The sequence below is a fragment of the Mesorhizobium opportunistum WSM2075 genome, assembly GCF_000176035.2.
Lineage (GTDB): Bacteria > Pseudomonadota > Alphaproteobacteria > Rhizobiales > Rhizobiaceae > Mesorhizobium > Mesorhizobium opportunistum.
In genome coordinates this window covers 4,565,326-4,579,614 of sequence record NC_015675.1, presented here as the reverse complement: position 1 = coordinate 4,579,614, position 14,289 = coordinate 4,565,326, and the positions used below count along the sequence as shown (strand labels likewise).

At 58.9% G+C, this 14,289-nt stretch carries 13 protein-coding genes; 7 read left to right on the top strand and 6 right to left on the bottom strand.

The features are described from left to right. Positions 1 to 105: 105 nt before the first annotated feature. On the bottom strand, positions 106 to 3,153 hold the full coding sequence (gene traA / locus MESOP_RS21945) for a Ti-type conjugative transfer relaxase TraA (RefSeq protein WP_013895537.1): 3,048 nt from the start codon (positions 3,151 to 3,153) through the stop codon (positions 106 to 108). Positions 3,154 to 3,325: 172 nt separating this feature from the next. Here traA and MESOP_RS21940 point away from each other — a divergent pair, with 172 nt between their 5' ends. The 4 genes from MESOP_RS21940 (at position 3,326) to MESOP_RS33945 (ending at position 6,949) form a co-directional block, all read left to right on the top strand. Continuing rightward, complete coding sequence (locus tag MESOP_RS21940) at positions 3,326 to 3,652, top strand: conjugal transfer protein TraD (protein WP_013895536.1); 327 nt, start codon at positions 3,326 to 3,328, stop codon at positions 3,650 to 3,652. A 1-nt stretch (position 3,653) separates the two neighbouring features. After that, on the top strand, positions 3,654 to 3,884 hold the full coding sequence (locus MESOP_RS21935; protein WP_013895535.1) for a conjugal transfer protein TraD: 231 nt from the start codon (positions 3,654 to 3,656) through the stop codon (positions 3,882 to 3,884). Between the two features lie 196 nt (positions 3,885 to 4,080). Continuing rightward, positions 4,081 to 5,127, top strand: a complete 1,047-nt coding sequence (locus tag MESOP_RS33055) for a hypothetical protein (protein WP_150111222.1) — start codon at positions 4,081 to 4,083, stop codon at positions 5,125 to 5,127. A gap of 145 nt (positions 5,128 to 5,272) precedes the next feature. Continuing rightward, positions 5,273 to 6,949: a caspase family protein gene (locus MESOP_RS33945; RefSeq protein ID WP_013895533.1), complete on the top strand. Its 1,677-nt coding sequence runs from the start codon at positions 5,273 to 5,275 to the stop codon at positions 6,947 to 6,949. Between the two features lie 560 nt (positions 6,950 to 7,509). Here MESOP_RS33945 and MESOP_RS33050 read toward each other — a convergent pair. Beyond that, positions 7,510 to 9,234, bottom strand: coding sequence for a sensor histidine kinase (locus MESOP_RS33050; RefSeq protein ID WP_167313572.1), 1,725 nt, complete (start codon positions 9,232 to 9,234; stop codon positions 7,510 to 7,512). A 294-nt stretch (positions 9,235 to 9,528) separates the two neighbouring features. On the opposite strand from MESOP_RS33050, the gene MESOP_RS21915 reads away from it, so the two are divergent. After that, on the top strand, positions 9,529 to 10,344 hold the full coding sequence (locus tag MESOP_RS21915; RefSeq protein ID WP_013895531.1) for a substrate-binding periplasmic protein: 816 nt from the start codon (positions 9,529 to 9,531) through the stop codon (positions 10,342 to 10,344). A 64-nt stretch (positions 10,345 to 10,408) separates the two neighbouring features. Here the strand turns inward: MESOP_RS21915 and MESOP_RS21910 are convergent, their stop codons facing one another. From MESOP_RS21910 to MESOP_RS21900, 3 genes are all read right to left on the bottom strand, one after another. Beyond that, the gene (locus MESOP_RS21910; RefSeq protein ID WP_013895530.1) at positions 10,409 to 10,864 is read right to left on the bottom strand and encodes a VOC family protein; all 456 of its coding nucleotides are present in this window, start codon (positions 10,862 to 10,864) and stop codon (positions 10,409 to 10,411) included. Between the two features lie 248 nt (positions 10,865 to 11,112). Further along, positions 11,113 to 11,349 carry a tautomerase family protein gene (locus MESOP_RS21905; protein ID WP_013895529.1) on the bottom strand — a complete coding sequence of 79 codons (237 nt, stop codon included), beginning with the start codon at positions 11,347 to 11,349 and terminating at the stop codon, positions 11,113 to 11,115. A gap of 24 nt (positions 11,350 to 11,373) precedes the next feature. After that, positions 11,374 to 12,084, bottom strand: a complete 711-nt coding sequence (locus MESOP_RS21900) for an SDR family NAD(P)-dependent oxidoreductase (RefSeq protein WP_013895528.1) — start codon at positions 12,082 to 12,084, stop codon at positions 11,374 to 11,376. A gap of 362 nt (positions 12,085 to 12,446) precedes the next feature. Between MESOP_RS21900 and MESOP_RS21895 the strand changes: the two genes are divergently transcribed. After that, on the top strand, positions 12,447 to 13,073 hold the full coding sequence (locus tag MESOP_RS21895; protein ID WP_013895527.1) for a sensor histidine kinase: 627 nt from the start codon (positions 12,447 to 12,449) through the stop codon (positions 13,071 to 13,073). A gap of 188 nt (positions 13,074 to 13,261) precedes the next feature. Here MESOP_RS21895 and MESOP_RS21890 read toward each other — a convergent pair whose 3' ends face one another. Continuing rightward, positions 13,262 to 13,777, bottom strand: coding sequence for a Dps family protein (locus tag MESOP_RS21890; RefSeq protein WP_013895526.1), 516 nt, complete (start codon positions 13,775 to 13,777; stop codon positions 13,262 to 13,264). A 205-nt stretch (positions 13,778 to 13,982) separates the two neighbouring features. Here MESOP_RS21890 and MESOP_RS21885 point away from each other — a divergent pair, with 205 nt between their 5' ends. After that, entirely contained in the window at positions 13,983 to 14,276 is a 294-nt protein-coding gene (locus tag MESOP_RS21885; protein WP_041164221.1) for a hypothetical protein, read from the top strand. Positions 14,277 to 14,289 lie beyond the last annotated feature (13 nt).

The window sequence follows — 14,289 nt, the reverse complement described above, 5'->3', positions numbered from 1 at the left end:
TTGCTGATTTCTGCTGGGACAGGAAGGACGAACCCATGCCGCAGGCAATCAGGTTTGTCGCCTCAGCCGCCTGCGGAGTGGAAACGGCGGCAAATCGGAGGGGTCTCAAATCCCAAGGCCCCGCCCCTTACCGATGCCATGGCTGAAGGCCAGTTCCGCGCCCAAGCGACGACCCGAATCCACGTTGATGCCAAGCTCATGTTTGCGGTTTGCCAGTAGGGATTCAAGTTGAGGGTCGCGTTCAAGGCTCTTGGCCATCTCGGACATTGCCGTGCGCGTTAACTTGTAGCCGGACATGTCGCCGGCCTGATATTGCTCCTGTCCCGTACGGTCGAGCTTTTGCCAACGTTCCACGAAACGGTCGGCACGGCGGCCGGGATCGTTGTCCAGTCCGGTGCGGATTTCCGTCTCAAGCTGGAGAGCAAGCACTATGCGGCTGACGCGGCCGGCGCTCACTTCGCGAACAAGTTCCGGATTTTTCACATAGGCCGCTTCGGCATCGCGCCAGCCATAGGGCCGCACCTTCTCGAAAGCGCTGCGGGCATCCTTCAGTTCTTGCATCTGCTCCAGACTGCCCTGGCCATCCGCGTTTCCAGTGCTGAGGATCGCGTCGATAGCGCGCGCGTGACGAACAAGCGCTTTCGTGCGAGCGCTGCGCAACGCCGCTTCCGGGTCCACCGGCATATCCCTGTCGCGCGGCACTCCAATGGCAGAAGGATCTCTTTCCGGCGTCCGGACTTCATCTCCGATCCGCACACCGACATTTTCCCTTCCCGGCCCAGGTCCACGTTCCTGCGTGGGCTCGCCGTCTGCGGGCGAGCGCAACCCGTCCAGTAGTCCGCCGATCCTGTCGCGCAGCTTCTCAGGAACGATGCGGCGCACGATCTCGACCACGCGCTGTCGGAACGTGATGCCCCGCCGCTCGGCATAGCTCTGCGCCGGGTCTACCTGCTCGTAATCCGACGCCATGTCCTTGGCGCGGTCGCGTGACAGGGTGCGGACGAGCCGCTCACGGGTCGCGAAGTCATCGCCGCCATAATGCAGATCCATCCCGTCTCGATGCCGCGACAGGGCGACGTAGCTGCCATGCGCATCCATGCCCGGCGTTGCGAGCACATGGGTCCGGTCGACGGTCATGCCCTGAGCTTTGTGAATGGTCGCGGCGTAACCGTGGTCAACGTGTGCGTAGTCTTTCAGGTCGAAGAGAACCGATCTGTCGTCATCGGTGCGCACGGTCATGCTTCGTGTGCTGACTTCCTCCACGATTCCCAGCGTGCCGTTCTTTACGCCGAGCCCCCGCTCGTTGCGCAGGAACATGACCCGGTCGCCGCTGGCGAAGGTCCTTGGGCCGCGTTCGACATGGACCTGAACATCGTCGCCGAGATCGCCGGCGGAGCGCATGCGCTCGCGCGCAGCCTGGTTGAGGGCGCGCACCTCGTCGTTTGTGTGGGTGAGGATGATCCGGCTTGCCGCTGGATGCGCCTGCCTGTCGCGATCCCAGCGCTCGACGAGTTCACCTCGCGCGTCGTCGCGCGTCGCGGCCTGATGCACCATGCCTTGCGCATCGTAGGCGCTGATCGCAGCATTGATCCTGCCGGTTGCCAGATCGCGCGTGGCATCACGCTGCCAGTCCTGGCGCTGCCGGCGCACCTGGCCGATTTCGACGCCGCCGTGTCGCTCGTGAATCGATCGGAATGCAGCACCGGCTTCGATCGCCTGCAACTGCTGCGGATCGCCGACGAGGACGACTTTTGCGCCAACGTTGGCGGCATGGGAAAGCACGCGCTCCAACTGGCGCGTGCCGACCATGCCGGCCTCATCGATCACCAGGACATCGCGCGTGGTGAGCAGATCCCTGCCCTGTCCCCAGCTATGCTCCATGCTGGCGATGGTGCGTGACGGGATGCCTGATCCGCCTTCCAGATTCTCGGCGGCAATGCCGGAGAGTGCGGCGCCTCGGACCTCGTAACCCGCCGCTGCCCATGCCTGGCGCGCGACGCCCAGCATGGCGCTCTTGCCCGTTCCGGCAAAGCCGACAATGACACCAAGACCGCGACCATCGGTGATGTGATCCAGTGCATCGACCTGCTCGCCTGAGAGGACAAGGCCGCGTTGCGCTGTCAGCGCCAGAGCTACCCCGCGATGTTCGTCACTCACCGTGTGTCGCTCGTCCAAATCGATACGCTCTGCCGCGCGGTGAAGGCGCTGTTCGGTCTCGATCATCTGCCTTGTGGTGAACCGGTCTTCGCCGCGTCCGTCCTTGCCGAGTTCGACCAGATCGGGTGCGCTGCTGATGGCTGCTACCACCGCGTTGAACTGCTCCATTCCATCGCTGTGGCGGTGCGAGAACTTCGCCATGTCTTTTCGGGTGAACGTCGACTGCTGATGCGTGATGGCGTCGAGCGCCAGGTGAGGATCCGCAATGATGCGCGCACCATTGTTGCGCGCGATCTCGCGATGCAGTTCGGCGCGATCTGCTTCAATGCCGCCAGCGTCAAGGCCACTGCCCTCGATGCGTTGAGCCGGTGCACCAATCTGCGTTTGCGGCTCCAGTGAAATGCCCTGCGCTTCCAGACTGCGATGATCGATGCGGGCGTCGATGTCGAGTTCGGCCAGGCGTTCATTGGCCAGTTCCGCCCATCGCTCGCGCCAGCGCTCAACCAGCTGGGTAGCATTCCAGTCTCGAACCTTTGACCCGAAACCGTTCTCATCGGCGGACCGCATGGTGAGCATGACATGGGCATGCGGTTTTGGACTGCCATCTTCGGCCCTGTCCCAATGCACATTGAGATCGGCGACCATGCCCCGGCTGACAAACTCGACTTGTACAAAGTCGCGCGCCAGTTCGATGCCTTGCGCCTGGCTGAGTTCACGCGGGAGCGCAAACTCGACCTCGCGGGCAAGCTGGGCATCCTTGCGCACCTCGAACGCCTCGACATCGTTCCAAAGCCTCTCACGGTCGCGCCAGACCTCCGGTGCATCCTCAGGCAACATCACCTCGGAATGAACGACACCGCGCTTGCTGGAAAAATCATGGCTGCGTTCGATCCGCTCGTCGCGTAAACGCGAAGCCGAGCGGTAGGCGGCAGACGCCACGGCGCTGCTCCCGGCCTTGCGGCCAATGACCTTGACGTGAAGATGATAGATCGCCATCGCGACCAGATCATTTGCACGTCAAAGCGCACGTCGGCACGACGTATAAGCGCGCCCTCCCTCGAAAAATTCTCGGGATGGACCAGCCCGTCCCGGGCTGTCTCGGCAACCCTGAAGCCTTCCGGCGAGCTCTCCCCTATCATCGCGACATCGACAATCGATGGAGACAGCCATGCGTAAACCGCGGGATTTTGACGCCGAACTGAAAGCACTGGAAGACAAAGCTCGGGAACTCAAAACGCGAAAGGTGCAGCAGCTTGGCGAGCTGGTGATCGCCGCCGGCGCCGATCAATTGAGCCCCGACGAACTGGCCGGCGCACTGGTCGCAATTGCCGAGACGAAAGACATCTCAAAGCGTGAGGCATGGGCCAAGCGTGGCGTGATGTTTTTCGAGAGCGGCTCACGGCGAACTGCTCCGGCATCTCAGCGCAACCCTCGCGGCGCTCCAGCGCAACCGGGCAGCCCACAATCGCCGGCAGGCGGCACTGGCTCGGCATGACATGCGCACATGGCAGGTCGAGCGACGCCAGCGCACCCGACATCTAATCGAACTCGGCGGTCTCGTCGTCAAGGCAGGCATCGTCGAGCTGACCAATGACGATCGCACTACCATCTACGGCGCTCTGCTTTGGATGGCCGACAAGTTGCGGAGCCCTGAGGGCGGGCATGCACGGAGCCTTTGGGCCGCGAAGGGAAAGGAGGCGTTCAATGCGGAATGCAGTGAAGAGTAAACAGCCACGAAACATAGCGCTGGTTGGCCACTGCGAGCGGCGCGGAGACCTCAAATATCGCAGCGCCGCTCGCCTCGCGCCGGCAGTCGCTCCCGGGCTCTAAAACCGCGATGGTCTCGATTTGACCTAAGCCGATTGGCACCTTCCGTCGCCGATGTGGAGTTGGGGGACCTGTCCGCTTGAGTCTGAAAAGGACATGGCGTTCGAGATCGTGGCTGTATATTTAACGATCATGACGGTTCCAGATTTCTCCAAATCAACAATTGACACGCTTGCGAAACGAGCACGCTTCCAGTGCTCGAATCCTGATTGTGGGGCTCAGACTGTTGGTCCAAATAGTGATCCCGCGAAAGCGACAACCATTGGCGAGGCTGCGCATATCATGGGCGCACAGCCAGGGGCCGTGCGCTACGAGGCAGGGATGTCAGACACGACGCGCTCGGCAATCACGAATGGCATCTGGCTCTGTCGAAATTGCCATGGGCAGATTGATCGGGACGCGACCAAGTATCCTACGGAACTACTCTATGCTTGGCGGAAAGACCATGAGGACCGTGTCGCCCTTGAGCTGGGGACGCGCGGAGATCGCATTCGACACGAAACGGAGATGGCGTCCCTCGATTTTCTTTCGCGATATCCTCCAATCATTCAACGCATTGTCATCGACAAACCTGATGGATGGGAATGGCGTTTTGTCGCGGAACTTATGAGGCATTTGAACAAGCCGCAGTTCAAGCGCCTTAGAAACCTCCTGGCCGGTCACTATTATATCCCGCAGTCTCGCATCCAACGCGACCAGTTCCCTAACTGGATTGCGGAACGCACCCACGTAATGTCGAAGCTGATCAGCCCGCTCGCCGCCCTTTTGGACCGGCTGACCGCAAGTTGGGGAGCACCAGGGCAACCCGCCGATATCGAAGAGATGCACGACGTCTGCATCTTGATCCGAGATGCCTTGGCCGTGATCGTCGATTTCGAGGAGTCTATGTACTTCGCGCACATTCCCGAGGAAGGCGAAGCCATACGAACGGTTCTGACAAACGCGGTTGGACGCAATGCGGCTAAGTTAGCTGAGATCCCCGAGAAGCTTGATGAGATGGTGGCAATGATTGCCACCGATCATGGAGGAACAGCCGAGAAGCCTCTAATTATTCATTGGACGGTTCCCTTCGATCTCCCCGACGACTTCAACGAACGCTTCAATGAAGCCTTGAGGGAATATGAACGCGAAAGCTTGCAGTGATCCATGCCAGACCAAATAAGGTGATTTGGATTGCAGTTGACGTATCCAACCCGTGCTCAACGGCGCAAAACGCCTCGATTACGATCGGCCATATATCTGTCGCAGTGTAAAGCTGCTAATCTCAGCGGGGCTGGGTAACACCGCGATGCGTAGATTGTTCATAATCGGCCGATCGTCAATTCTGCTGATCATTCTCGCATGGACACTTTCGGCTGGAGAAGTGCTGGCAGAAAGCGATGCAAGTCGGTCTGCCGTTCCAATCAACCGTGTGCCCACCTCGGCGCATGGTGAAAGGCGTTTGGCGCTTGTGATTGGCAATTCGGCCTATCAGTTTGTTCAACCACTCAAGAATCCGAATGCGGATGCAACATTGATTGCCAAGAGTCTTGAGCAAGTTGGATTCTCGGTGGAATTGGTTCTGGACGCAAATCAGCTGCAAATGAAGCGATCTTTGATCGCCTTCGGCAAAGCTCTTCGCCGGGACAATGTGGATGTCGGTCTCGTTTACTACGCTGGTCACGGTGTCCAAGCCCAAGGCGAAAACTATCTCATACCGGTGGACGCCGCTTTGGATGACGAAGACGAGATCGATATCGAGGCTGTACGTGTAAACAGCTTTCTGCAGACGATGAATGACTCCAAGGCCGGCATAAACATTGTCATTCTAGATGCATGCCGCAGCAATCCGTTTGCTAGCTCGTTTCGCTCGCTCAGCAGAGGACTTGCGCCCGTTGAGGCGCCGGCAGGAACATATATCGCATACTCGACGTCCCCGGGTAGGATTGCTCAGGATGGAGAGGAGGGAGGCAACAGCCCTTACAGTCAGGCGTTGGCCGAAGCCATTACGGTTCCTGGGCTTTCCCTCGAGTCGGTTTTCAAAATGGTAAGGCGAAATGTAATCAAGGCAACCGGATCAGCACAGGTCCCTTGGGATAGTAGTTCAATCACTGGCGAATTCTACTTCTCTCGTCAAGAGTCCCCAGGGCCGCCCGTGAAAGACTTTCCCGCTCCTGTGCCATCTCCGGAGGTCAAACTTGCTCCAGGTATATCTACCTTCAGCAGAACCGACCCGCCTTCAATTTCCGCAACGAGCGTTGGGAAAGCAATTTTCTATGAAGAGCGCACCGCCACCAAACAGGGTTCGGCAGACCCGGGGAACGTCATCTGGTCGCTTGTGCAGGAGTCGCCTGGTGGTGATCTGCCTCGGGAGCCGGCGATCCGCGCGGAGGCGACCATTCCGGGCAAAAATTTCCGGCTTCGCATGACCTTCCGCCGCAACACGGACAAGACGCTGCCGGCAAGCCACATAGTCGAGATGATCTTCCTGACTCCTGACGGGTTTGAAGGCGGCGGTGTCGACAACATTTTGCGCGTCGCCATGAAAAGCTCCGAGCAGGATGCTGGCAGCCCGCTAATCGGCATTCCGGCCAAGATCTCGGACGGCTTCTTTCTTGTCGCGCTCAATGACGCCAAGGCGGACGAGGACGCCAACCTTACTTTGCTACGTAGCCAGCAATGGTTCGACATACCCATAGTTTATAAATCCGGAAGGCGGGCCTTGATGACGCTGGAGAAGGGGAGTGGCGCAGAGGAAACTTTCCAAGAAGCCCTTCAAGCATGGGCTCAGCTATCCATTATGGCAGCTGAACCGGCCGATGCGCCAAAGAAGTTGCAAGAGCGGCTTTCCAATGAAGGCGACATTCCCGATCGCTTTCACGAGCCTGTACAAGTGTTGCCACCTACGGACGATGCATCCGCATCTCGGCAGCCCCCACCCAAAACCCCCTTCCCGATCGACGACCTACTCAAGTCTTTGAAATAAACCGCCACAAAAAAACCCGCCGCCATGAAAGGCAGCGGGCTTACTGTTCTTGCCAGTCGGCTCAGACCTCTGCTTGGCCGCGTCGGGCGTGCCTCCGATAGCAGAAGAACGCCTCTTCGATAGTGGGTGTTGCGATGTAGCGGTCTAGCGACTCGAACCCCATAGATGCTTGGATCAAGGTTGCGCCACAGCGGATCCAGACACCCCGACCTCCTCCAGAAGCGCGCGCAGCTATCCCGTAAATATCTTGTTTTACTTAACTATTTGTCCTGTCCATCATCCGATTTATATCCGGCCCTATCCGTCGCTACTACGCCACGGAACGCCGAGGTTTGTCGGTCCAGCACATGGCTCGTAAACAACCGAGGTCTATTGCGGCTGGATTTGAAAGCCAAGGTGTGCGCCGGCTCGGATGTGCAGACCAATACACTACGCCTCGTTTGTTCTGTCGTGAACACTCGGCTTCGAGCATCCCGACGCGAGACCGCCTCCGACGCTAATGATAATGAGCTTGGGAAAAAAGCGGACCCATTTCCAACCGCTGCACACCGGCTGGCTAATCATTGACCTGAAATCGCGAAGGGTAGGCTTAGGTGAAAGGTTGCACCGCGCCCGTGGGAACCGATCGCCCACATGCGCCCACCATGCGACTCGATGATTGAACGGGCTACCCGAAGGCCCATGCCCGTTCCGTCTGGCTTTGTTGTAAAGAACGGATCGAATATCTGTTCCGCGAGGTCCTGGGGGAACCCTGGGCCGGTATCGCTGACAGAAACAAGTATGTGGTTGTCGACGCGCTGCGACTTGACGACGATCTCTCTTACCCCATCGACGTTCTTCATCGCTTCGATGCTGTTGACGATCAGGTTCATTGCGACCTGCTGCAATTGCACGCGATCTCCAGCGATCTGAGGAAGATCGGTCGCCAGCTCCGTTCGTACCGATATCTTGTATCGCGCCGCCTGGTCGCGCAATAGGGCCACGGTTCCTCGATTGATCTCGTTTAGATCGAGAACCTCACGATCCAGGCTGCCCCTTTCGAACTGTGAGCGTATTCGTTTCAGAATGTCGGCGGCACGTTGTGCATCTCTTACCATTCTGTTGACGGCCGTGCGCAGTTGATCGTAATCGGGTTGGTCTCGATCGAGTCCTCGCAGGCAGACGGTGGCATTGGTGAGCGCACCGGTGATCGGTTGAGTGACTTCATGCGCAAGGGATGCTGCCAGCTCTCCCATGGTTGTCACCCGATTAATGCGAGCAAGATCGCCCTGCGCTTGGCGCAAGGCTTCTTCGGCCCGCTTCAGGTCGTCGATGTCGGTCGTCGTACCGACGAATCTGAGGAGTTTGCCCTCGGGATCGCGCAAGACCACGGCTTGTTGGAGATGCCAACGATATGCCCCGTCCCGAGCGCGCAGAGATCGGGTTTCCATTGCGAAATCCTGCCCCGAATGAACCCCCTCCCAAAAGCTCTTGACCGCCATCGCCCGATCATCGGGGTGGATCGCAGTCATCCAGGCCTCGGGATGCGACCGCGCGAAGTCGAGGGTCTGGCCCGCAAATTCGAGCCAGACTTGGTTCACGAAATCCGGTGTCCCATCGGGCTTGAGCGTCCAGGCGGATACCGGAAGTCGCTGCAGCAATCCAACCTGAAGCTGCAGGTCGTCATACGCTTGCTGCAGCCCCGTCCACATCTGGTTGAATGCCCCAACGAGAAAGTCAAGCTCATCGCTTGGCCCAGACGGCCGCCGCTGGAGTCGAAGCGGTTCTTGCGAACCACGAAGATCATATCCCCTGAGCGAGGTTCCTATCGCCGTGATGTGACGTGTGACCAGCCGGTGGACCGTAAGGAGGATGAAAAAGGAAACCATGAACGTCTTTATCGCCTGAGCGACCATGATCGTCGCCGCGGTGTTGAGAAGCTGGCGATAGATTTCATCGTACGTGGCTTCGACCGCGAGGATGCCAATCAACTGCCTGGCGTCGCCTTTGGAATAATAAATCTTGAGTTCGTGCCGCTCGGGTGGATTGGGTTGGTGGGAACCTGCGGTTACGACGAGAGGGGCAGCTTGATCCGTGGTCTCTCGCAGTTCGACGTAGTGGATATTAGGCAACCGGAGAATCCCCTCGACCTGCAATTGGAGCTGGCGCCCGTCCATCTCCCAGAGCCCTTCGCTGAGACTTTGCCGGTAGCTGCTGTCAATCTCAGACATCTTTTGATCTATTGCTTGGACGTCGCTGCGATAGTCGAGGTAAAGCTGCGCCAATGTCAGAAGAAGCGTGATCACCGAGCTGAAGATTAGGACGCGAACAAGCAGGCGCCCCCCTATGCCGCGGAGAGGGTCTGGCAACAAGCGCCAAACAGACGCACCGCGCCTCAGCTTCGGCGATCCGCGATCGGATTTGCCGCCGCCGGTGCTGGCGTATGTCGATTCAGGTTGCAAAACACACCCTTGCGGCGACAAGCTCGCACAATTCATGTTAGCATGACTGCTCTGCCGCGCGAGATGGAGACCAGTACCATCGCATAGTTCGCCTTCCTACACTATGGTGCGAATGTGGAATGCAAGGGACGCCCACAAATGGCGAGATGGGCCGGCTTCAGGCGAGTACTGTGTGGAATTGTCGCTGTTGCCGGGACGCTCGGCGAACCAGCGTCCGCGGCGAAGCGTTTGCAGCTCGTCAATGATGATTTTTTGGGTCCCTTCGAGAGCATAGCCGGCGACAAGGCGCCCGGATTCGGCGTCGAAGTCGTCAGGCAGGTCTTTGCCGGCTTGGGACAGGACGTCTCCTTCGAATTCTTCCCCGCCAGGCGTGCTTGGATGAGCGTAGTCCGCGGCGAGCGCGATGGAATGCTCGCCACGTTGCACACCGAGGGACAGCGGTTCTGCTCTTTTCCGAACGAGCCGCTGATCCGGGATAGGTGGGTTTTGTTCGTGCGCACGGCCGACATCGGGAGGCTGAAGTTTTCGTCGCTTGACGATCTCATTGGACACACCGTCGCCGTCCGCAGACCGATCCCCGGCGTGTCCGAACAACCGACCGTGTCGCCCGAGCTGTGGAATTTCTTGCGCGAGCATAAAAACATGGTCCCAACAAACGACACCGACGCCAGCTTGCGCATGCTGGCAGCCAGCCGTGTCGATTACGCGGTCACGAGCCTCGTCTACGGGATGAGTGAGATTACAAAATTGAGATTGTCCGGAAAGATCGAGCCAATCTTGTCCCGTGGCGTGGCGGAACAAAATGTATATGTCTGCTTCACCAAGGCGCGCGTTTCGCCCGCTCTGATCGACGCCTTCTCGATCGCTTTGAAGCAGTTCAAGCAGACCGAAAAGTTCCAGGCGATCTACCGAAAATATTTCCCGAACGGCGCTCCGTCCGATTTTCCGCGATGAGCCATTCAGCATCTTAGCCAAGACCAAGGCCTGGCTCGAGGAGAAGGTATGCGTGCTTCCAGGACTAACCGTAAACGACATGCGGCTTACTCTGACCCACTTCGATGATGTAGCCGTCTGGATCGCGAATGTAGCAGCGAGTCTCCCCATACTTTTCCATCGGCTCCGTGATGAACTCAGCGCCCCGGCCTTGCCAGCGTCGATAGCAGTCGTGGATGTCAGCAACGCGGATGTTCATGAAGCTGCTGAGCGAATCGGGATCTGGGGGAACGCCGAGCGTCACCGACGGTTTGTCAGGTGTGGGGCCGCCGCCGATGTTGACGATAAGCCACGTGTTCGCGATCCGGATGTATCCCGGCGCGCCACTGCTATCGCCCAGGCTCAGGATGCGGCCTCCGAAGACCATCTCATAAAATCGTGCGGAGCGTTCGATGTCGGCGACTGTCAGAAAATGTGCGACGGTAAAGCCATACTGCGGGGGCATTGTATAGATGTGATCCTCAACTCGTACTTCGGCCATCCGCGGCTCCTATTGAGAGAGTTCTTGAGGTCTTCGCGGGCCGCCACGGCCCGCGCCGACAGGTTTTAGTATGGCTTCGCCGACACGGGTTTTAAGTTGGCCTTGGGTATCGATCCGTTTCTCAGCCGGGGCCGGGGACGTACAGGAAATTCCACCTCGACGGTGTCACACATCATGGCTGCCGACGTCGGAGACGAAACCGTCTCGGCCGAAGCCCCAGTATGCTTTTCGGGAAACGCGATGAGGGCTCAAACGCCCTTCGCGGCCAGCAACTTGCGGTATTCGGCGACGGGCATCCCGCCCCAACCCCAATTCTCCATCTCCACTTCCTCAAACACGACCCAGGTCCACTCCAGCGGCTTCCCGAGGACGTCGAGCAGCACCTCGCTCATGCCTTTGTAGATGGCTGCTTTCTGCTCCGCAGTTACATGGTTCACACCGGGCTCGGTGCCCTCGCGCGTGAGCTGGACGGTAACAATAGGCATGAAGAGCCTCCCTTGACTAATGGCTCAGTGGCCAGCGCTCTGGCCGCCGTCGACATGAAGTGTTTCCCCCGTCACGAAAGACGCGTCCTCCAGGTAGAGGACCGCGCCGACGATGTCGGAAATCTCACCCAGGCGGCCCAGCGGATGCAAGGCCGCCAGCCTCTCGTAGGTCTCCGGGGCATGCATCGGCGTCCTGATGACGCCAGGAGACACGGCGTTCACCCGGATTCCGCTGCGGGCATATTCGATCGCGAGACTGCGGGTAGCTGCATCAACTCCGCCCTTTGTCAGCGAAGCAAGCACCGATGGCACCTTCGAACTGGCCTGCTTCACCAAGCTGGTTGTGACGTTGACGACATGGCCGCTACCCCGACGTTCCATTGCGGCGATCACGGCCTGTGTGGCGAAGAAGAAACCGGTCAGGTTGGTGGCAACCGCGCGGGCATAATCCTCTGCCGAGTAATTCGTGAAACTGCTGGCAAGGAAGACTCCCGCGTTGTTTATCAGCGTGTCCACCCGCCCGAAACGCTGCAATGTTTCCTCGACCACCCTTGGCCCTGTCGCGGGGTTGCCGATATCGCCCGCGATCGTGAGCAAGTCCGATCTGTCGGAAGGTTGGATAGATCGAGAGGTAGCGACGACGCGGCAATTCCGGCCGAGATAGGCCTCGACCAGCGCTGCGCCAATGCCTTGCGACCCGCCGGTGATGACAACCACTTTCTGTTCAGTTTCCATGACAGACCTCAGCGAGACTGAACCCTGACGACTGGACTGCGCCCCGTCATGTTCAAGACGAAATGTACGTGCAGTATGGTCAGGCGCCATCGTCCAATGGTGTCGCATATACTTTAGTATCGGCATTCATACGACGATCTACGCTCCTTTGTAGGCGAGTGGCGCCTCCACAGTGCCGAGAATATTTGACGGGGACGAGCACTGCTCGCCAATACGCGGGGCGCCGATCCTCGCGGCGTATCTCCTAAAGTATTGCCGACACCTTGGCTCAATAGAATGCTTCGGCGGGATCTGCTGTGATTTTTCCGGAACATCGCGAACGGCGTTCCCGAGGCGGGGCAGCGTTAGTGGAGGATCTGGTCATGCTAACAGGACGCGCGAATCCATCATCCGCATCGTGCCAGCCGCTGGCATCGCATCTTATAGAAGAGATCAGCCATCGGGTGATCAACGAATATGGCGAAGCCATCGCGATTCTGTCGCTGGCAGCCTCCGTGGGAGAGGCTGCGCCGGCGTTAAGGCGCGCAGCGGACCGTCTGCTGACGATGGCAGAGGCGCATCAATCGCTTCTCGTGCCCATCACTGAGGAATATATCGACCTCGGTGATCATGTTGGGAAGCTGTGTCACAGCCTTTCACGCGCCTCCCTCGACGAGCGGAGCATTCAGCTGACCGTGGCAACGGACGAAATCCGGCTCGACGCCGCGCGCTGCTGGCGCGTCGGTCTGATTGTCTCCGAGTTGGTCCGCAACGCAGCACGCCACGGCCTGGGGGATAGACATGGTTCAATCCGTGTCTCACTGAACAGGAGTGGCAACAGCGTCTGGTGTGTTGTCTGCGACGACGGATGCGCGGCCTATCATCGGCCAGAGGAAGGCGGGCGGCGGCTGATACGCGCGCTGACGGCGGAAATTGGCGGCTCTGCGCAGTGGAAATTCACCCCGCGTGGATCGGTTGCGTGTGTGTGTTTCCCTCTGATCACGTCCTAGCTTCCGCACACGAAACTGCCAGCATCGCGGTCTGCGTTCCATCGGAATGTCGGCGGAAGTCGAGCCAATTTCACGCGGCAGTGTCGATACGGATCGACGCCGCCCGACTGCGGAACGGAATGCGCTATCCCTGCCGATGGTTGTCTCGGGCGTGCAGGATCTCGTCCGCCACCTTGCCCACTTTTCGCTCAGGCGCGGCAAATCTCGTAGAGAAACCAGCTGCGCCGTTCGCTTTCGTCGATCCATCCCTCGATCAAGCTCGCGGTGGCAACATCCGAATAGCTGTCGCACAGCTCGTGCACGCGACGCAGCTCCGCCACCAACTGCTTGTTGTCGCCATGAAGCTCCGCGAGCATGCCCTGGGGATCAACATAATCAGCGTTGTTGTCGAGGATGCGCTGGCGTCCCGCGATATCGGAGATCGAACGGATCGTGGTTCCGCCGATCTTACGCGCACGCTCGGCGATCGCGTCGGTCATCGCGAAGATTTGGTCGCCATGCTCGTCGAGCAACAGGTGATAGTCCCGGAAATTCGGACCGCTGATGTGCCAGTGGAAATTCTTGGTCTTAAGATACAAGGCGAACACGTCAGCAAGCAGACCGGCGAGGCCGGCAGCGATGTCGCGGGTTGCCTCGGAACCAAGATCTGTCGGAGTGCGAAGGAAGCGATCCGAACCGGCTGTCTTGCTCAACTGTTGCGTCATTTTCTCACTTCCCTCTATAGGCCGCGCTCCGGCGTCGTTTCGATAAACGACATAGGAAATGCCGTGTTCTGATCCAATCAGACGAAGGTGTGGGGGGATCGCAGCGACGCTATGCATTTACTCTGGGCTTCACGTGTGAATTGACGCGAGGAGGATTTGGCCGCGTTCACCGTCAAACCGTGTCCCCGAAAAGCTACCGCATTGAATGGTGACGCTGAAGCTGCTTGCCGACACCAAGGTGCTATGGACGGTGTCAGTCAGTACCGGCATCGTGTACGCGTCGTTAAACCGATGTCCAAGTGACGAAGACCTGTCGCCGATAACGCTTGGGGTAAGCATCAGGCGCCGCAGTATCGTCTCGCTCGATGAAGCCCACGTCATCATGATGAAAACTGCGGTTGCGCGGCGTCCCCGGTTTCTCTGCGGCGAGTGTATTCGCGGGCTGTTGGAGCGCCGGATGCCTTCAAGTCCCTTCATCTGGTTTGACCAACGCTGTTGACGCAAGGACAGGG